This is a genomic window from Thiothrix nivea DSM 5205, from assembly GCF_000260135.1.
Taxonomy (GTDB): Bacteria; Pseudomonadota; Gammaproteobacteria; order Thiotrichales; family Thiotrichaceae; genus Thiothrix; species Thiothrix nivea.
In genome coordinates this window covers 4,072,658-4,091,489 of record NZ_JH651384.1, presented here as the reverse complement: position 1 = coordinate 4,091,489, position 18,832 = coordinate 4,072,658, and the positions used below count along the sequence as shown (strand labels likewise).

The window sequence follows — 18,832 nt, the reverse complement described above, 5'->3', positions numbered from 1 at the left end:
CTCCGTTCATAAATAAAATCTTTTTCTAAGCCAAATGCTTGAATAGAATAGGCCATCACCTCATATACAGGCTACACTAACAACGGGTTATAAAAAAGAGGACAAGCACATGGCCTATGCATTAAGAAAAACAGTTGGCTTCATCCTTTTGCTGGTCACCATCGGCGGTGTCAGTACCGTGTCCATTTTCCATTTGTTCCCACCCCTGTTCGGCTAAGGGAGGCGTAATGACTGCCGCCAAACGTTATGAACCCGCCTTGCATAGCGTCCGCTATGGTTTGAAAGGCATCCTGCTTTACTTGCTGCCATTGCCTGCGTTGATTACCGCCATTGGGTCACTGATGCGTGGCGCGGTCATGGATACCCTGATAACAGGCGGCATATTTGCTGCCTACATGTTGGGCGCGACCATCGCCCGGCACGGTTTCCGTCTGCAAGGGGAATACGAGCGACGTAAGATCGCGCGTGCGCCATCCACCCCCTTCAAGACCGTGGCCGCCATCATTATCAGCCTAGCTACTGCCGCGCTTGACTGGTGGACATCCAGTTTCGCCATTAGCGCCCTGTTATCCTCCCTGCTGGTGGGGGCTGTCGCTTTCCTTGGCTTCGCCCTGTATTACGGTCTTGACCCGCGCAAGGACAAAGCCACCGGGCTTTCTATCGGTGTCACCCTTGATGAAGTGCTGGAGGCACTCGACACTGCCAACATCAAGATTGACGCCATCGATCAGGCTCGCCGCAAAATCGGCAACCCCGAATTCAACGCCCGTTTGCAACGCATCACCAACAAGGCTCGCGAAGTCCTCGACAGCATTGAAGACGACCCCGCCCGGCTGTCACGCGCCCGCAAGTTCCTCAAAGTTTATCTGGATGGTACCCAGCGCGTGACCGAAGGCTACGCCCGCACTCATCAGGGGGAAACGCCAGTTGCTCTGGAAACCAATTTCAGCCGCGTGCTGGATTCGCTAGAACAAACCTTTACCGAGCAACAGGCCAAACTGCTGGAAGACAACCATTTCGATCTGGACGTACAAATAGAAGTGCTGGAAACCCAGCTTAAACGCGAAGGCGTCCTCTGACCAACCAATACCCCAAGGAGAATACCACCATGAATGAAACCCAAACGGTCACAGTGACCCAGACTGTCCCCGCAGTTGTACCGGGAACCGAACTGGCTCCCCTGCCGGAAGTGACCACCGAACTGGTCACTTACGAACAGGCTGAGAAGCCGTTCCAGCAGGAAATGGAAAACATTATCGCTGAAATCGACATGGCTGACCGCAGCAGCATCATGTTCTTCGGCACCAAAACCCAGGAGCAGATGACCACTATCTCCGAAAAAATGCTCACTGGCGTCAAAAACAAGGACATCGGCGCGGCTGGTTCCTCCCTGACCAATATGATCACCGCCATCAAGGGTTTCGACATTGACGAACTTAACCCGAATGACGAGCAAAGCTGGTGGGAAAAATTGATTGGCAAAGCCAAGCCCGTGGTGGAATTCCTTAGCAAATACGAAGATGTGCGCAAACAGATCGACAAGATCACCGACGAGATGGAAGGCCACAAAACCCAGTTGCTGACCGACGTGGTAACCCTCGACAAACTGTATGAAGCCAACCTCGATTTCTTCCACAAGCTGGAAGCCTACATCGCGGCAGGTGAGGAAAAGCTGCACCGTCTGGACAACAATGACATCCCCGCCCTGATTGCGGAAGCCGAGGCCAATGCCGAAGATATGGTGAAAGCACAAAGCCTGCGTGACCTGCGCAGCGCCCGTGACGATCTGGAACGCCGCGTGCACGACCTGCGCCTGACCCGCCAGGTAGCGATGCAAAGCCTCCCCAGCATCCGGCTGGTGCAGGAAAACGACAAGACCCTGATCAACAAGATCAATTCCACCCTGATCAACACCGTCCCGTTGTGGAAAAACCAGTTGGCGCAGGCCGTCACCATTTTCCGCATGAGCGACGCCGCCAAGGTGGTCAAGGAAGCCAACGACCTGACCAATGACCTGTTGGAAAAGAATGCCGAAACCCTACGCATGGGCAACGAAGAAACCCGCAAGCAGATGGAACGCGGCGTATTCGACATCGAATCCGTCAAGAAAGCCAACCAGACCCTGATTGCCACCATCAACGACTCGCTGCGTATTGCCGACGAAGGCAAAGCCATGCGCGCCAAGGCCGAAGAAGAACTCAAGGTGATGGAAGGTGAACTGCGCCAGGCACTGGTTGCCGCCAAAGCCAAAGCTGGCAGCCCACGTCAAGGAGCGTAAGCCATGGGATTATGGGACAAACTGATGGGTGAATTCGTCGATGTCATCGAATGGACAGACGACAGCAACGACACCATGGTCTACCGCTTCGAGCGGCACGGCAACGAAATCAAGTACGGCGCAAAACTCACCGTGCGTGAAACCCAGGTAGCGATTTTCATCAACGAAGGCGAAGTCGCCGACGTGCTTGGCCCTGGCTTGTACGTGCTGGAAACCAAAAACCTGCCGGTGCTTTCCACCCTGCAAAACTGGGATCACGGCTTCCAAAGCCCGTTCAAGGCAGAAGTTTACTTCTTCAACACCAAACAGTTCACTAACCTGAAATGGGGAACCCGCAATCCGGTGATGATCCGCGACAGCGAGTTTGGCGGGGTACGTTTGCGTGCTTTCGGCACTTACGCCATCCGCATTGAGGATGCCCGCAAGTTCATGCAGGAAATCATGGGTACTGACGGCCATTTCACTGTGGATGAAATCAGCGACCAGTTGCGCAACCTGATTGTCACCCGCTTCAGCAGCGTGATCGCCAGCGCAGGCATCCCTGTACTGGACATGGCCGCCAACTACGACCAGCTTGGCCAGTTCGTTACCCAGAAAATTTCGCCTGAATATGCTGCCTATGGCCTCAAGCTGACTTCGATTCTGGTGGAAAACATTTCCCTGCCCACCGAAGTGGAAGACGCCCTCGACAAGCGTACCAGCATGGGCATGATTGGCAACCTCGACAAATACCTGCAATATCAGACTGCGCAAGGCGTTGGCAGCGGCAACTCCAACAGCGCGCTGGATATGGGCATGGGCTTTGCGGTTGCCAACAAAATGGCGGAAGTGCTCAACAAACCGTCAACCGCAACGCCTCCCCCCATTCCTGATACCAACTGGCATGTCGCGGTCGGGCAAGACGCCAAAGGCCCTTATACACTGCAACAGTTGCAGCAGATGGCGCAAGCCGGGCAAATCAACGCCACCACCCTGGTCTGGCAGGCAGGCATGGCAAACTGGCAGGCTGCCGGGGAAACCACCCCGCTCATTAACCTGTTTACAGCACAGACGCCTCCCCCCATACCGCCATCAGCACCGCCACAAAGCACCGAATAAATACGGCTGCCGCTCCAGAATCCGGCTTGCTACAGGTAAGCCGTTTTTGTCTGTTCGGCGGAACAACTTGATTTTCTACAGCAAGCACCTCAAAGGGCATACCCAGACGTATGGCAGACGACAACGACAACAATATCCGACAGCAACACTTTCCCTGCGAAGAGTGTGGCGCTGACCTGCTTTACCAACCGGGCAGCGACTCGTTGGTTTGCAGCTATTGTGGCCACCAGAATTTCATTCGCCCCAGTCAGGAGCAAATCCGCGAATACAATTTCGAGCAGGCGTTGCGCGCTATCCAGCAGGCCAAAATACGCCCGCTGGACAATACCCAAGTCATCAAATGCCCGAATTGCGCCGCCACGTTTGAACTGAAGCAAAACCGCCATGCGGGTGATTGCCCCTTCTGCGGCACACCAGTCGTCACCGGCACAGAGCAGGCACGCCTATTCCAGCCCAAATCCCTGTTGCCGTTCCTGGTCACCGAAAAGGATGCACGCGCCGCGTTCGACCGCTGGATCGGGAACCTCTGGTTCGCGCCTTCCGCCCTGAAAAACAAGGCCAAGCGGGATGAAAAACTGCTGGGCATCTACGTCCCCTACTGGACTTATGACAGCCATACCGACACCTATTATCGGGGTGAACGCGGCATCATTTACTACGAGCGCCAACTGGTCACCGTGATGGTCAACGGCAGGCCGCAGCAGCAGGTGCAAAGCGTGCCACGCATCCGCTGGACGCCGGTCAGCGGGCGGGTACGGCTGTTTTTCGATGACGTGTTGGTGGGTGCAACCCGCACCCTGCCCCGTACCATCCTTGACCGTCTGGAGCCGTGGGATTTGCCCAACCTGGTACCCTATAACGAAAGCTATCTGAGCGGCTTTCAGAGCGAAATCTACCAAATCGACCTGGATGAAGGTTTTGAGCAGGCACGCAGCATCATGGATAACCGCATCTACAATGCCGTCATCAGTGATATCGGCGGTGACCAGCAACGGGTCAACAGCTTGCAAACCCAGCATTCTGCCCGCACCTTCAAGCACCTGCTGCTGCCGGTATGGTCTGCCGCTTTCCGCTACAACAGCAAAACCTACCGCTTTGTCATCAATGGGCGCAACGGCAAAACCCAGGGTGAACGCCCTTACAGCGTCATCAAGATCGTCTTTGCTGTCTTGCTTGGCCTGATCCTGGCAGGCGGACTGGTTTACTATATGGAAAAGGCCGGGGTGTTTGAGCAAATGATAGAACAGGGCGTGGAGTATTACCAATACCAGCCGCGCCAGCAATTCCCCTCACCCTACCAGCATGACCCTTACCGCTATAATCCTGGCGGCTATTTCTACCGTTAGGCGCTCGCCCAAATGCCGTAAATCTGCTGCATCAAACGGATTTGCTCCAGCGTATTCCAGGAGACATCCAGAAACAGCACAATGTCACGGTGAACAGCGGACTGTTGCAGCTCCTCAAACACACCACGTAGCGCCAATGGTGTGAGCGCCTGAGGGGTTCGCAGCACGCCGGTTTGAGCATCCGCACCCACAGGCATTTCTGCCAATACGGTGGCGGGTTTCAACAGATGGATGGGGAACTGTTTCTGCCAGTCTGCGGGCAGCATATCAGCCACGTCAGCCTCAACCAGCAAACCCGTTACCTGCCCGGCCAGATAGCGTTCAACCGCTGCCTGCACCTCGACCCAACCATCACCTTGCAGCAGCTGCTGGGTAATCTCCAGATAGAACCTAAAATCGGGCGTCACTTCCGACTGCCAGAATGCAGCCTCCAACAATGGCTTCCGCCAACCTTCGGCTGGCAGCAAGATGCTATTGAATTCGTTGGCGTAATACGAAACACACCAACTTTCCGGCAAATCGTCGGGATAAAACACCATCGGCCAGTCGGCAGGCATCCACCCATAGCCTGCCAGGCTCAGACTGCGGAAACGTGGCGGGGTATTGTCCATCGGTATGCTTGCTCCGTATTGCTTTGCGGGAAAAGCATAACGCATCACCCTTTCGATTTCCGCTGACGCCAAATGAAAAACGCCCCATTACTTGACTTATACACTCAAGAATACTACTTTGGTAATATACAGCTAAAGAATCCTATACCACTAGAGATAGCAAGAGTCCTAAATCGCCACAAAAGACACAATCAGGAGGGTTATAATCATGATGTTTAGCGATGTTTCTCTGGATGAAATGTTCCCACGCGCAGAGCCTGTCATGCGCGCGCCACTACCCACCCTTAAAACGGAAAGCGTCTACAGCCTGATCGAGCGGCACGCCAGGGAGCGGGGTATGCAACTGACTGCCGAACACATGGCTGCCATTGATTTCGTGCTAGATTTTTACGAGCACTGCGATGACTGCCAGAACGCCCGGCAACTTGCCGACATGTTGCAGGAAGAATTCACTCCCCAAGGTGGGCGCAAATACCTCTACCAACTGTTCCCGGACGGCCCGCTAAGCACCATTCACGATTTGGCCGACCTTCCCAAACTGAGCAATGAAAGCGACAGAAGTTTCGGCACCAACTGGTAATACCCCTTAATTTCCCCGCAAAACCCGACCAACTGTCATTGTTGAGCCGGGTTTTTTTGTTTGTGTTCAGTTTTGAACTTATAGAATCAACCCTGGTTCTAAATGCATAACAAAAAACAGGGTACAAGAATATTATGGGCAAAATTACACTAGCCCTGCTGCTGGGGGCTACAGCAGTACTTTTTGGGGGCTGTGCGCCAATGGGGTCATACTCACAAAGTGCGCAATATCCTTACTGGAACCACACTGTTCCAGGTGTTTATCAGGGCGGGGCGAAACCCTATTTCACCAGTTATAACCAGCCTTATGCATCCCAACCGGTTTTTTCCCAGCAGTATCAGCCGTTCTCGCAACAATATGAGCCTGCTGATGCCCCAGCGCGGCGGGCACTATTAGCGCAGGCTCATCAGGCACTTGGCATCCCCTACAAGTTTGGCGGTGAAACCCCACGTGAAGGCTTTGATTGCAGTGGCCTGACCCAATACGTCTACAAAAATGCACACGGTATCACCCTGCCCCGTACTGCCGCGCAGCAAAGCAGCGCCAGCCGTACCATCAGCTTTGAACAAATGCGCCCCGGCGACCTGATTTTCTTCCGCACCAGTGGCAGCGCAGTCAACCATGTCGGCATTTATATCGGGCGGGGGGAATTTATTCACGCCGCTTCAGGTGGGGGTAAAGTTTCCGTGGATAACCTCAGCAAGACCTATTGGCAACAGCGTTTGGTCAAATTCGGCACATTCCTTGCCTAAAAAATATAGGCAGCCCTATTGAACCTTCTGGCCAATCAGGCCGACTGATAGTCGGTTCAAATGGTTATTTCGCATAAACCGTCTATACTATGCGTGGAGATCAATCCACTCGTAATTCATAGGAGAAAATAAGATGGGACTGTTTGATTTTGCCCGCGACATCGGCAAGAAAATTTTCGGCAAGGAGGAAGAAGCACCCGCAGCACTCCAGCAGCACATCGAAGAAGATAACCCCGGCGTCAGTGGCCTGAAAGTCGAGGTCAAGGATGGCGTCGCCACATTGAGTGGGGAAGCAAAATCCGCCGAAGCTTTGGAAAAAGCTGTCCTGATGGCAGGCAACGCACTGGGTATCCAGGAAGTCAAGGCCGACGGCATATCAGTTTCCGATGGTTCCCAAGTTGGTGGTGACGATGAATTCTATACCATCAAGAAAGGCGACACCCTGTGGGGAATCGCGGAACATGCTTACGGTAACGGTGCAAAATACGCCAAAATCGTGGAAGTCAACCGTGAAGTCATCAAGGATGCCAACAAGATCTTTCCTGGTCAAAAAATCCGCATTCCTAAAAACATCTAACCGGAGATATCAGCACACATGGATATGATGCAACTTGCTGTACAGCTTTTCAAAAACCAGCTGGATAAAGACCATGATGGCCAGCTGGAAATGACCGAAATCGCCTCAGCCATGATGGGTCTGATGGGTGGCGGCCAAAACCAGGCACAGGCCGGTGGTTTGGCCGGTTTGGCTTCCATGATCTCCGGTATGCAGGGTGGTGGCGACTCCGGCCTTGCGTCACTGGCGTCCTCATGGCTTGGCAATGGAGCCAACCAGCAACCCAGTGGCAGCCAGTTAAACCAGATGTTCGGGCAGGACAAAATCGCCGCGTTCGCCCAACAACTGGGTATCAGCCGCGATCAGGCCGTCAGTGGCCTGCAAGCCTCCGTACCGGAAGTGGTCGACAAAGCGTCACCCAATGGCTCACTGGATATGGGCAGCCTGCTGGACGCCGTTGGCGGCGTACAAGGCGCAATAGGTCTGGCAAGCAAGCTGTTTGGCCGTTAATCAGCCTGACTGACAAACGCAGCAAAAAGCCGCCTTTGATGGGTGGCTTTTTGTTTTGCGGATTTTTTGATCAACGAAGTTTCACCAGCGTCTCTTCCACCATCGCCTCCGTCACCGGAAACGCCAACTTGGCCGCCAACAGAAAACGTGCCTCCAGCCGCGCCAACTGATGCGCCTGTTCTTTATCGTAAAACACGATCACACGCACATCTGGCAAGCGCTGCACCACCGCCATCATGGATTCCAGGCTGCTGGTGCGGTCACGGAAATCCGACTGATAATTGAATTCCGCCACGATCACCGCCGGGGTGTTTTTCTTCAGGAATTGTAGCACCTTGCGCATACTGGTCTGGCGCTCAACGGTGTAACCCAGCCGCTGGTACAAAGGGGTAAAATCCGGGTAGCCACCCAGCTCGATGATGCTCAAAAGTAGTTTTTCGCCAGTCTGCATCCGTTAGTCCTTATGCGATCAAAGTCCTGTAAAGCGGCTGGGGACGCCTTGCGCCCACACCAACCAGCCGCCAATCGCCAGCAATATCAAACTGCCGATGGCTGCGCTGGTAAAGATTTGCTTGCGGGTAAAATGGCGGCGGTCGCGGAACGGTTTTTCTACCCAGCGCCAGCTAAACCACGCCAATAGCAACGACAGCAAGCTCAAGGCCGCCATTAGTTCCATACCTGGCTCTTCCATACTTTGCATCCGCGCGAACACAAACACTGGCTGATGCCATAGATAGGCGCTGTAGGAAACCAACCCGATACCCACCAACACCCGGCAAGCCAGCAAGCGCCCAACCCAGGTTGCTGGACGGGCAAACAGGATCAGCAACGCAGCCCCCACCACCGGGACGAGCGCATACAGGCTGGGGAACGGGATACCGTTATCAAACAGCAGCACAGCGCAAGCCAGCAACCCCAACCCCAACAGGCTGGCGAACTGTGCCGCCCTTCCCTGCGCAGCCGTATTTTTATGAAGGTAAAACGCCGTCAGTGCCCCCACCATCAATTCCCACGCACGGCTGGGAATCAGGTAGAAATTGGCTTCCACCGACTGCCGCCACAACCATTCCGACCAACCCAGGCTGAGTAGCGCAACAGCTGCAATCACGCCCACCAACCAGCGCTTGCCCAGTTTCCATGCCAGCAACATGAATAGCGGGAACAACAAGTAATACTGCTCCTCCACCGCCAGGCTCCAGGTATGCAGCAGTGGAATCTGCTCCGCCGTCGGGCCAAAATAGTCGGTTTGCAACCAGAACAGGATGTTGGAGACAAACCCCACCACCGCCATAACACTTTGACCAAAAGCTGTCAGCTCGTCCGGCAGTAACCACAACCAGGCAAATGGCAGGCAGGCCAGCAACACAAAAAACAGCGCGGGCAGGATGCGGCGGGCGCGACGTTCGTAGAATCCGGCCAGGGTAAAACGTCCTGCTTCCAGCTCACCCAGAATAATGGAGGTGATCAGGTAACCGCTGATGACGAAAAACACATCCACACCCACATAGCCACCGGGAAACCAAGCAAAACCGGCATGGTAGAAGATGACAGGAAGAACGGCGACGGCACGCAACCCGTCAATTTCCTTTCGATAAATCACGGCATAATCCGCTTAATGATTAAAACAGACCAAATCTTAGCCCAAAATTTCCAAAACTGGAAAACGATAGCAGTTAGGCAAACTTTTCTTATATGTTACGATGACCCCTTTTTTGATAAGACCCGGTTTCGACCATGACCCGCACAGCACAACTCCAACAGGCCATTTCCCAACGCATCCTGATCCTCGACGGCGCAATGGGCACCATGATCCAGCGCTACAAATTGCAGGAAGCCGACTATCGTGGCGAACGCTTCCACGACTGGCATTCGGATGTGAAGGGCAACAACGACCTGCTGGTGCTGACCCAACCGCAAATCATCCGCGAAATCCACGGCCAGTATCTGGCAGCGGGTGCGGACATTCTCGAAACCAATACCTTCAATGCCACGCGCATTTCCATGCACGACTACGACATGGAAGAGCTGGCGTATGAAATCAACGTAGCGGCAGCAAAACTGGCGCGTTCCGTGGCCGACGAATACAGCACGCCGGACAAACCGCGCTTCGTCGCAGGCGTACTCGGCCCCACCAGCCGCACCTGTTCCATTTCCCCGGATGTGAACGACCCCGGTTTCCGCAACGTCACCTTCGACGAACTGGTGATGAATTACATGGAATCCACCCGTGGCCTGATCGAAGGCGGCGCGGACATCATCCTGATCGAAACCATTTTCGACACGCTCAATGCCAAGGCCGCCGTGTTTGCGGTCAAGCAGGTGTTCGACGAAGACGGGGTGGAGCTGCCGATCATGATTTCCGGCACCATTACCGACCAGTCCGGGCGTACCCTGTCCGGCCAGACCACCGAAGCATTCTACAACTCGCTGTCACACGCCGATGCGCTGTCCTTCGGCCTTAACTGTGCGCTCGGGCCTGACCTGCTGCGCCAGTATGTCGAAGAAATGTCGCGCGTCAGCGCCACTTTCGTCTCCGCGCACCCCAACGCCGGTTTGCCGAACGAAATGGGCGAATATGACATGGGGCCGGACGAAGTGGCCGGGCACATCAAGGAATGGGCGCAAAGCGGTTTCCTGAATATCGTTGGCGGCTGCTGTGGCACTACCCCGCCACATATCGCAGCCATTGCCAAAGCGGTCGATGGCATTGCCCCGCGCCAGATTCCCGACCTGCCGCGCGAAATGCGCCTGTCAGGGTTGGAGCCGTTCAACATCGGCAAGGATAGCCTGTTCGTCAACGTCGGCGAACGCACCAATGTCACCGGTTCCGCCAAATTCAAACGCCTGATCAAGGATGGCCAGTACACCGAAGCCCTGCAAGTCGCGCTGGATCAGGTCGAAAACGGCGCACAGGTCATCGACGTGAACATGGACGAAGGCTTGTTGGATGCGGAAAAGGAAATGCACCGCTTCCTCAATCTGGTTGCCTCCGAACCCGACATCGCGCGGGTGCCGGTGATGGTCGACTCCTCCAAGTGGGAAGTCATCGAGGCTGGCCTGAAATGCATCCAGGGCAAGGGCATCGTCAATTCGATTTCGATGAAGGAAGGCGAGGAAAAATTTATCCAGCAAGCCCGGCTGGTGCGCCGTTACGGTGCTGCGGTGATCGTGATGGCCTTTGACGAAAAAGGTCAGGCAGATACGGAAGCGCGCAAGATCGAGATTTGCGCCCGTGCTTACAAGATTCTGACCGAACAGGTTGGCTTCCCGCCGGAAGACATCATTTTCGACCCCAACATTTTCGCGGTCGCCACCGGCATCGACGAACACAACAACTACGCGGTCGATTTCATCGAGGCCACCCGCTGGATCAAGCAGAACCTGCCATACACGAGCATTTCCGGCGGCGTTTCCAACGTGTCGTTCTCGTTCCGGGGCAACAACCCGGTGCGCGAAGCCATCCACAGCGTGTTCCTCTACCACGCCATCAAGGCCGGGATGAACATGGGTATCGTCAATGCTGCGCAAATGGCGGTCTACGACGATATTCCAGCCGAGTTGCGCGATGCGGTTGAAGATGTGATCCAGAACAAGGATGCGGGCGCGACCGAACGCCTGCTCGACATTGCCCCCAACTACAAGGGCGACGGCAATGTTGAAACCAAGAAGGAAGATCTGGAATGGCGTAGCTGGCCGGTCGAAAAGCGCCTCGAACATGCGCTGGTCAAGGGTATCGACGCCTACGTTGACGAAGACACCGAAGAAGCCCGCGTGAAACTGGGGCGCCCGCTGCTGGTCATCGAAGGCCCGCTGATGGATGGCATGAACGTGGTCGGCGACCTGTTCGGCGCAGGCAAGATGTTCCTGCCACAGGTGGTCAAATCCGCACGGGTGATGAAGAAGGCGGTGGCTTATCTCGACCCGTTCATGGCCGCCGAGAAGGAAGGCTGCGACGTACAGGCCAACGGCAAAATCCTGATGGCGACGGTCAAGGGCGACGTGCATGACATCGGCAAGAACATTGTTGGCGTGGTGCTGCAATGTAACAGCTACGAAGTCATCGACCTCGGCGTGATGGTTTCGGCGGAAAAGATTTTGCAGGTGGCGCGTGATGAGAAAGTGGACATTATCGGCCTTTCCGGCCTGATCACGCCGTCGCTGGATGAAATGGTGCATGTAGCGAAGGAAATGCAACGGCAGGATTTCCACGTTCCGTTGCTGATTGGTGGCGCGACCACTTCCAAGATTCATACGGCAGTCAAGATTGAGCCGCAGTACAAGAATGACATCGTGGTGTATGTGCAGGATGCGTCCCGCGCCGTGGGCGTGGCAAGTGCACTGCTGTCGAAGGAACAGAAGGCAGGGTATGTCGCCAGCATTCGGGCGGAATATGAGCAGGTGCGGGTGAAGCGTGCGGCCAATCAGACGGAAAGAAAGCTGGTGAGTCTGGCGGATGCACGGGCTAATGGGTTTAAGGCGGATTGGAGTGAGTATTCGCCGGTTAAGCCGAAGATTTTGGAGATGGCGTGCTCCGCCACATTCCCCCCCACCCCTAGCCCCTCCCCCGCAGGGGGGGAGGGGAACAAGAAGACTTACTGCTGTATTGCGCATGAGTTGCAAGCGAAGATTGCCGAACAAAAAGCAGCGAAACAACAGCAGATTGCGCAAAGTGCTATTCCTGCCAATGCAGAACTGCTGCATTCCGGTGATGGCTGCATCCTCAAATTCGATGATTATCCGCTGGCGGAACTGGTGGAACGTATCGACTGGACGCCATTCTTCCGTAGCTGGGAACTGGCGGGCAAGTTCCCGGCGATTCTGACCGACGAAGTAGTCGGCGAAGAAGCCAGCAAGCTGTTGACCGACGCCAAAGCCATGCTGGAAAAACTGGTGGCGGAAAAGTGGGTACAGGCGAAAGCGCTGGTCGGTTTCTTCCCGGCCAATGCCAAAGGTGACGACATCGTGGTGTATGCCGACGAAGCCCGTACCCAGCCGCGCGCCACCCTGCACAACCTGCGGATGCAGATGGATCGGAACGGGCAGCAGCCGAATTACTCGCTGGGCGATTTCGTAGCACCGAAGGATTCCGGCAAGGCAGACTGGATGGGCGTGTTTGCGGTCAGCGCCGGGTTTGGCATTGAGCCACATCTGGAAGCTTTCCGCGCCAAGCACGACGATTTCAGCGCCATCATGCTGGAAGCCTTGTGCGACCGGCTGGCCGAAGCGCTGGCGGAACATATTCACGAGCGTGTGCGCAAGGAATTCTGGGCGTATGCCACCAACGAAACGCTGGATAACGACGCGCTGATTGCCGAGAAATACCAGGGTATCCGCCCTGCCCCCGGCTACCCGGCCTGCCCGGATCACACCGAAAAAGCCACGTTGTGGGAACTGCTGGATGTGCAGGCAAATACCGGTATGGAACTGACCAGCTCGTTTGCGATGTACCCGGCTTCGTCTGTCTCCGGCTGGTATTTTAGCCACCCGGATTCGCGCTACTTCGGCATCGGGCGGATTGCGCGCGATCAGGTGGAGGATTACGCCAAGCGTAAGGGGATGAGCATAGAGGAGATGGAACGGTGGCTGGCTCCAGTATTGGGGTATGAAGCGTAATAAATTGCCATACCGGCCTACTTGTTGTAGGCTTTTCCCCAGTATAGCAATCCCACACTCCGGAGTTTTCGACGCCATGAACTAAGTCCTGTCATCACCACGTTCATCCAGCTTCCATGCTGGCGGTTTGGTCGTACAGGCAAGCGTTGCATCCACACTTTTCTTACCCGCAGTCGTAGCCTGTCGCATATGTCAGGAGTTCCCTATGACGCGCGTTGTTTGCCAGTTTTCCCAATTGACCCGGCAGTTTGATGCCAGACCGGTATTTTCCGGGCTTTCCACCACGCTAACCGCTAGCCTGACCGGGCTGACCGGACGTAACGGGCAAGGCAAGTCTGTGTTGCTGGCATTGCTGGCACAGGCTCTTCCACCCAACAACGGCAGCATCCGCTGGTTTGTACCTTTTCATTGGGTGCAGCAACTGGAGCGACCGCAAGGTTTGCGACTGGCGGATGCCCTGGGTGTCGGTGATTTACATGACTGTTTCCAGCGCATCCAGCGGGGTGAAAGCCGCGAGCAGGATTTTGTACGGGTGGAAAATCGCTGGCATCTGCCTGCCCAATGGGATCAGGCATTGCACGACGCGGGGCTGCACCGGCCCCTGTCAGCACCGGCAGATTGTCTCAGCGGTGGCGAACAAACCCGGCTGGCACTGTGCCGGGCATTCCTGCTGCCCAACCACTATCTGTTACTGGACGAACCCGGTAATCATCTGGATGCGGAAGGGCATGACTGGCTACGGCAAAAACTCGTCCACCACCCGGCAGGTGCACTGATTGCCTCCCATGACCGCGAATTACTGCAACAGGTCGACCGAATTCTGGAGCTGGATCAGCAGGGTCTGCATGAATACGGTGGCAACTACACGCTCTACCAGAACATCAGCACGGCCAGAATTGCCGCCACGGAACAACGGCTAACCTCACTCAGGAAAACCCACCAACAACAAAAACTGGCCCAACAGACTACGCTGGAAAAAGCCGCCCAACGCCGTAAACAGGGTGAACGGCAACGTTATGCCCGCTCACAAAGCAAACTGCTATTGGACGCCCAACAGGAACGTGCCGAAAACAATCTTGCCACCCTCAGGCAACAACACCAGCAACGCAACGCACAACTGCTGGCCGAACTGAATGCCACCCAAGTACAAATGGACACCATCAAACCGCAGACCCTGCGCTTTGCCCCCGCAACGAACTTCAACAAGCTGTGCCTGCATGTGGCCGGGCTGGTTTTACCCTACGTCAGGCATAAACCCTTGTCTTTCACCCTGCATCAGGGGGAACGTTGGCATATCCGGGGTAAAAACGGCAGTGGCAAATCCACCCTGCTGCGCGTGATTGCCGGGCTGGAACAGGCTGTTGCGGGTGTCTGTAAGCACCATGGGAATTGCCTTTATCTGGATCAGCATTTCAGCCTGCTGGATGCAAACACCTCCGCCCTTGCCAACCTGCAACGCCTGCACCCTGTTTCCCCTGAAACCCTGCTACGCACCGAACTGGCCGGAGTCCGTCTGCGTGGCAACAAAGCCTTGCAGCCAGTCAGGGAACTCAGCGGTGGCGAACGCCTGAAAGTGGCGCTGCTGGCTGTCATGATCGGTGAAAAAGCCCCGGATTTGTTACTGCTGGATGAGCCTGACAACCACCTGGATCTGGATTCACGCTTATTGCTGGAACAAACACTGGCCACTTACCCTGGCACGCTACTGGTAGTGTCACACGATGCGGCTTTCAGCAAAGCACTGAATATCCAGCACAGCCTGACACTGGAACCCAGCAATGAGTAACCGGGCAAAGAATATCAGATCAGTTTGTCCGCAGTTTCACGGCGGTGTTTAACCTTCTTCACCAGTTTACGGGCGATGTAGCTTGCAAACTCGTCCACATTTGCATACTCCTGCTCGATCACGAAATCACTGAGTTCGTTCATCAGGAACACCGCCCGCGCCACTTCGGTAAGCTTGCGCCCACAGGTCAGGCAAGTCTCACCGTCCTCCCGACAAGCATCCTTGCCCTTGCAGGGAACAAATTCACGCATGATCAGGCCGCCTCGGCAGGCGCAAAACCAGCCGCCGCCAACAGGTCACTGACATCGGCTTCGATAATTTCGATGCCCTGCCGTGCGCAGTAACGCTTTTCCTTGTCGGTCGGTTGCGGAATCAGTGCCCAACCTTTCGGTTCGGCGGCGGCGTAGGTAATGTCGGACATCACCATGCGCTCGGTGTCACGCTGGAAACGCATCCCGATGAACAGATACTGCTTACCCTTGCGGTATTCCTTGAGGAAGGACGGAATCGCAAACCCGCCCATCAACTCGGTGATGTAATCGACATAATCCGCGTCGGAGGCAATGTAAACCGAATCCGGACGCGGGCTACCCATCGGTTTGAACAGGATCGGGAGATCAGGATTGACCTCTTCCTGGGTCACTTCCTTATAACCGCCACTGCCCATGTATTCGTTCAGGGTGAAACGGTAGTTGGTTCCGGCAATCCGTGCCGTGCCGCGCACCAGTGTATGCGGCTGGTCGGCGTAGGTATCCTGCAACTGGGTATCGCGGTTGATGTCGATGACATACTGTGGCTCGATGCTGGCCAACCAATCGTGGATGGGGGCACGAGTCCATGCACGTTGGCCGTAGGTTTCTTCCAGAAAGCGGTGCACAGCTTTGCGACCCTTTTTTAGCTCCACATCCATCGCGGCGCGGGCGAATTCCCACATCAGGCGTTGCGACATTGGCTTGCCGCCATTCATGGCCAGAATCAGGCTATCGCTGTCAGCGGGGATGGCTTGCCCGTTCGCCTTGTCGACGGAACCCTGCAACGCGCCTGCGCCAAGGTAAGGGACGATCTTGCCGCTTTCGACGCCGACAAGCAGGGATTTGAGTGTCATATCCGACATGGTAATTCCTCATGATTTGGCATAAATCCGTTGGGACATGCACTGGGTTTAAGCATCAGGCGCGAACAGACCGCATGGAAATCACATTTCCCATTTCGGCATAGCGCTGTTCCTGCAAACGTTCCTGCGCCAGATCCAGCAGGGCTTTCACGCCCAGCCGGTCATTGCTGTCGATGTCGACCAGCGTCTGTAAGCGGCCTACTGCATCTGCCAGCTCGCCCAGGCGCATTTCCAGGTAGCCCGCGCCCTTGTGCGCCATCAGGTAGAAACGGGTCAGGGTCATCGACACCAGTACGCCCTGCCCCAGATGCAACTGGGTCAGACTCCGCCAGTCTTCCGGCAGGCTCAGACGCCTGCCGCTGACGGTGATGGCTTTATGCGCCACAATCAGTGCGTCGGACAGGCGGTGCTGGTAATAAAAATAGCGGTAGAGCGCGACCAGCACGTTCAGGTCTTCGGGGGCAAGGAAATAGGCGCGTAACAACAGGGTTTCGGCCTCGGGTTCCGGGTAGAGGTTGGCGGCTTCATCCAGCAACTCCGCTACCTCGGGGTTAATTTCGGCGTTGAAGTAGAGGTCTTCGGCCTCAAAATCCTGTAAATCCATTGTTATTGTTTCCTGTTCTTGAAGTGGATGGTGGTTTCAGTCGGGGAGGTCAAATCGTCGTCGCACAGGTCGCGGGCATCGCAGTGGTGGCATTCTTCGCCGTCATCATCCTCGGCGACATGCAGGCAGCCACGTTTGCCGGCGTTTTCTTCCAGCAGACGGATGCGGTCGAGCAGGCACTGGATTGCGCCCGCTACCGGGTCTGGAATCAGGTGGTGGTTGAGGTCGATGCCTTCCGGGTTGTCGTTGCGGGCGGTGTTGCGCTGCACAACCTTGGCGGGAATGCCGACCACGGTTTTGCTGGAGGCGACATTGCGTACTACGACGGAGTTAGCTCCCACCCGCACATCATTGCCCAGCTCGATCGGGCCGAGGATTTTCGCACCTGCGCCGACTACTACCCGATCGCCCAAGGTGGGGTGGCGCTTGCCCTTGTTCCAGGATACGCCGCCGAGCGTGACGCCGTGGTAGAGCGTTACGTCGTCACCAATCTCGGCGGTTTCGCCTATCACCACGCAAGCCCCGTGGTCGATGAAAAAACGTCGCCCGATTTTCGCCCCCGGATGGATGTCGATATTTGTCCACCAGCGTGCGGTATAGGAAATGAAGCGCGGGAAGTAACGCCAGTTGCGTTTCCACAAGCTGTGGGCAATGCGTTGCAGCGCGACGGCGTGGATGCCGGGGTAGAGGGTGGCGACTTCCCAGCGGGAACGGGCGGCAGGGTCGCGCTGGAAGACGCAGGTGATATCTTCGCTGATCAGTCGCCAAAAAGATGGATTCTTAAAATATTCTGTTGTTTCTGTGGTGCTTGCGGCGATTTCTAGTGACATGTGTCTGCCCCCTGTATCCCCGTCTGTTGCAGGAACCCGTACAACTCATCCACCCCTGGCGGTTGCTTGTGGCTGGTGGAATAGCGCCGTACCAGTGCCAGGATCGCTTCCGCCTGTGCCTGCTCCAACTGCATTCCCAGTGCCGCATAAGCCCGCAACACGCCGTGCGTACCCGAATGCTTGCCCAGCACCAGTTGGTGAAAGCGGCCAACTTCCGCCGGGTCGAAACCCTGGTAATTGTGCGAATCTTTCAGCAGGCCATCGACATGGATACCGGATTCATGGGTGAATACGCCCTCCCCGACCAAACTTTTCTGCCAGCCGACCGGGCGACCGGATGCCTTTTCCACCAGCAAGGAAAGCTTGCGGAAGCGTTTCAGGTTGATGCCGCAATGCAGGTTGTAGAGGCGGTTGAGGCCGAGCGCAACTTCTTCCAACGGTGCGTTGCCAGCGCGTTCGCCAAGGCCGTGGACGGTGGTGTTGACGTGGGTCGCGCCTGCCCGCGCTGCCGCCAGCGTGTTGGCGGTGGCGAGGCCGAGGTCGTCATGCGCGTGCATTTCGATTTCGAGGCCGGTGTGAGCGCGTAACGATGAAATCCATTCGTGGGTGGAAAACGGCTCCATGATCCCCACCGTGTCAGCGAAGCGGAAGCGTTGTGCGCCAGCGGCTTCAGCAGTTTCCAGCACTTGCAGCAGAAAGTCGTGGTCGGCGCGGGAGGAATCCTCGCCCCCCACGCCTACACCCAGACCAAGATCAAGTGCAATCTGTACATGCTCGCGGATTTGCCGTAATACCCATTCGCGATCACGCTTGAGCTTGTGGGTGATCTGCTGGTCGGAAACCGAGATGGAAATGTCGATCATGTCCACCCCCAGATCGCGGGACAGCAGGATGTCGTCGCGGCGCATCCGGCTCCACACCATCAGGCGACTGTTGAGGCCGAGGCTGGCAACAGCGCGGATGGATTCACGTTCCTCCTCACCCATCGCGGGGATGCCAACTTCCAGTTCGGGGACGCCCAGCGCATCCAGCCCACGGGCAATCGCCAGCTTCTCATTGAGCGAGAAAGCGACCCCGGCAGACTGTTCGCCATCACGCAGGGTGGTGTCGTTGATGGTGATGAAGGTGTTTTCCATACCGCTACCTCATGCTTG

Annotated in this window: 18 protein-coding genes; 10 read left to right on the top strand and 8 right to left on the bottom strand. The window is 55.9% G+C overall.

Annotated features, from left to right (window positions below):
• Window positions 1-227: 227 nt before the first annotated feature.
• From THINI_RS20385 to THINI_RS20370, 4 genes are all read left to right on the top strand, one after another.
• Entirely contained in the window at window positions 228-1,079 is an 852-nt protein-coding gene (locus THINI_RS20385) for a 5-bromo-4-chloroindolyl phosphate hydrolysis family protein (RefSeq protein WP_002710412.1), read from the top strand.
• Window positions 1,080-1,108: 29 nt separating this feature from the next.
• Window positions 1,109-2,278 (top strand): toxic anion resistance protein, encoded by a 1,170-nt coding sequence (locus tag THINI_RS20380; protein WP_002710411.1) that lies wholly within the window; start codon window positions 1,109-1,111, stop codon window positions 2,276-2,278.
• A 3-nt stretch (window positions 2,279-2,281) separates the two neighbouring features.
• On the top strand, window positions 2,282-3,376 hold the full coding sequence (locus THINI_RS20375; RefSeq protein ID WP_002710410.1) for an SPFH domain-containing protein: 1,095 nt from the start codon (window positions 2,282-2,284) through the stop codon (window positions 3,374-3,376).
• A 110-nt stretch (window positions 3,377-3,486) separates the two neighbouring features.
• Complete coding sequence (locus THINI_RS20370) at window positions 3,487-4,722, top strand: TFIIB-type zinc ribbon-containing protein (protein WP_002710409.1); 1,236 nt, start codon at window positions 3,487-3,489, stop codon at window positions 4,720-4,722.
• Here the strand turns inward: THINI_RS20370 and THINI_RS20365 are convergent.
• Window positions 4,719-5,333 (bottom strand): DUF72 domain-containing protein, encoded by a 615-nt coding sequence (locus THINI_RS20365; RefSeq protein ID WP_002710408.1) that lies wholly within the window; start codon window positions 5,331-5,333, stop codon window positions 4,719-4,721. The two genes, THINI_RS20370 and THINI_RS20365, sit on opposite strands and share 4 nt — an antisense overlap.
• A gap of 208 nt (window positions 5,334-5,541) precedes the next feature.
• Between THINI_RS20365 and THINI_RS20360 the strand changes: the two genes are divergently transcribed.
• From THINI_RS20360 to THINI_RS20345, 4 genes are all read left to right on the top strand, one after another.
• Window positions 5,542-5,913 carry a TusE/DsrC/DsvC family sulfur relay protein gene (locus tag THINI_RS20360; RefSeq protein ID WP_002710407.1) on the top strand — a complete coding sequence of 124 codons (372 nt, stop codon included), beginning with the start codon at window positions 5,542-5,544 and terminating at the stop codon, window positions 5,911-5,913.
• 134 nt (window positions 5,914-6,047) lie between these two features.
• On the top strand, window positions 6,048-6,665 hold the full coding sequence (locus THINI_RS20355; RefSeq protein ID WP_002710406.1) for a C40 family peptidase: 618 nt from the start codon (window positions 6,048-6,050) through the stop codon (window positions 6,663-6,665).
• Between the two features lie 133 nt (window positions 6,666-6,798).
• A complete protein-coding gene (gene lysM, locus THINI_RS20350; RefSeq protein WP_002710405.1) occupies window positions 6,799-7,242 on the top strand; it encodes a peptidoglycan-binding protein LysM in 444 nt (147 codons plus the stop codon).
• An 18-nt stretch (window positions 7,243-7,260) separates the two neighbouring features.
• On the top strand, window positions 7,261-7,731 hold the full coding sequence (locus tag THINI_RS20345; RefSeq protein ID WP_002710404.1) for a YidB family protein: 471 nt from the start codon (window positions 7,261-7,263) through the stop codon (window positions 7,729-7,731).
• A 70-nt stretch (window positions 7,732-7,801) separates the two neighbouring features.
• Here THINI_RS20345 and THINI_RS20340 read toward each other — a convergent pair whose 3' ends face one another.
• Both THINI_RS20340 and THINI_RS20335 read right to left on the bottom strand, forming a co-directional pair.
• Entirely contained in the window at window positions 7,802-8,182 is a 381-nt protein-coding gene (locus THINI_RS20340) for a hypothetical protein (RefSeq protein ID WP_002710403.1), read from the bottom strand.
• Window positions 8,183-8,200: 18 nt separating this feature from the next.
• The gene (locus THINI_RS20335) at window positions 8,201-9,331 is read right to left on the bottom strand and encodes an acyltransferase family protein (protein WP_002710402.1); all 1,131 of its coding nucleotides are present in this window, start codon (window positions 9,329-9,331) and stop codon (window positions 8,201-8,203) included.
• Window positions 9,332-9,465: 134 nt separating this feature from the next.
• On the opposite strand from THINI_RS20335, the gene metH reads away from it, so the two are divergent.
• On the top strand, window positions 9,466-13,344 hold the full coding sequence (metH, locus tag THINI_RS20330) for a methionine synthase (RefSeq protein WP_002710401.1): 3,879 nt from the start codon (window positions 9,466-9,468) through the stop codon (window positions 13,342-13,344).
• Between the two features lie 205 nt (window positions 13,345-13,549).
• Window positions 13,550-15,130 carry an ATP-binding cassette domain-containing protein gene (locus THINI_RS20325; protein ID WP_002710400.1) on the top strand — a complete coding sequence of 527 codons (1,581 nt, stop codon included), beginning with the start codon at window positions 13,550-13,552 and terminating at the stop codon, window positions 15,128-15,130.
• A gap of 14 nt (window positions 15,131-15,144) precedes the next feature.
• On the opposite strand, the gene THINI_RS20320 is transcribed toward THINI_RS20325, so the two are convergent.
• From THINI_RS20320 to nifV, 5 genes are read right to left on the bottom strand one after another with little or no spacing between them, the layout of a single operon-like run.
• The gene (locus THINI_RS20320) at window positions 15,145-15,381 is read right to left on the bottom strand and encodes a hypothetical protein (protein WP_002710399.1); all 237 of its coding nucleotides are present in this window, start codon (window positions 15,379-15,381) and stop codon (window positions 15,145-15,147) included.
• Between the two features lie 2 nt (window positions 15,382-15,383).
• The gene (locus THINI_RS20315; RefSeq protein ID WP_002710398.1) at window positions 15,384-16,244 is read right to left on the bottom strand and encodes an SIR2 family protein; all 861 of its coding nucleotides are present in this window, start codon (window positions 16,242-16,244) and stop codon (window positions 15,384-15,386) included.
• A 55-nt stretch (window positions 16,245-16,299) separates the two neighbouring features.
• A complete protein-coding gene (locus tag THINI_RS20310; protein WP_002710397.1) occupies window positions 16,300-16,848 on the bottom strand; it encodes a hypothetical protein in 549 nt (182 codons plus the stop codon).
• Between the two features lie 2 nt (window positions 16,849-16,850).
• Window positions 16,851-17,678: a serine O-acetyltransferase gene (gene cysE, locus THINI_RS20305; RefSeq protein WP_002710396.1), complete on the bottom strand. Its 828-nt coding sequence runs from the start codon at window positions 17,676-17,678 to the stop codon at window positions 16,851-16,853.
• Entirely contained in the window at window positions 17,669-18,814 is a 1,146-nt protein-coding gene (nifV, locus tag THINI_RS20300) for a homocitrate synthase (RefSeq protein WP_002710395.1), read from the bottom strand. The genes cysE and nifV overlap by 10 nt, the downstream gene beginning before the upstream one ends.
• Window positions 18,815-18,832: the final 18 nt, after the last annotated feature.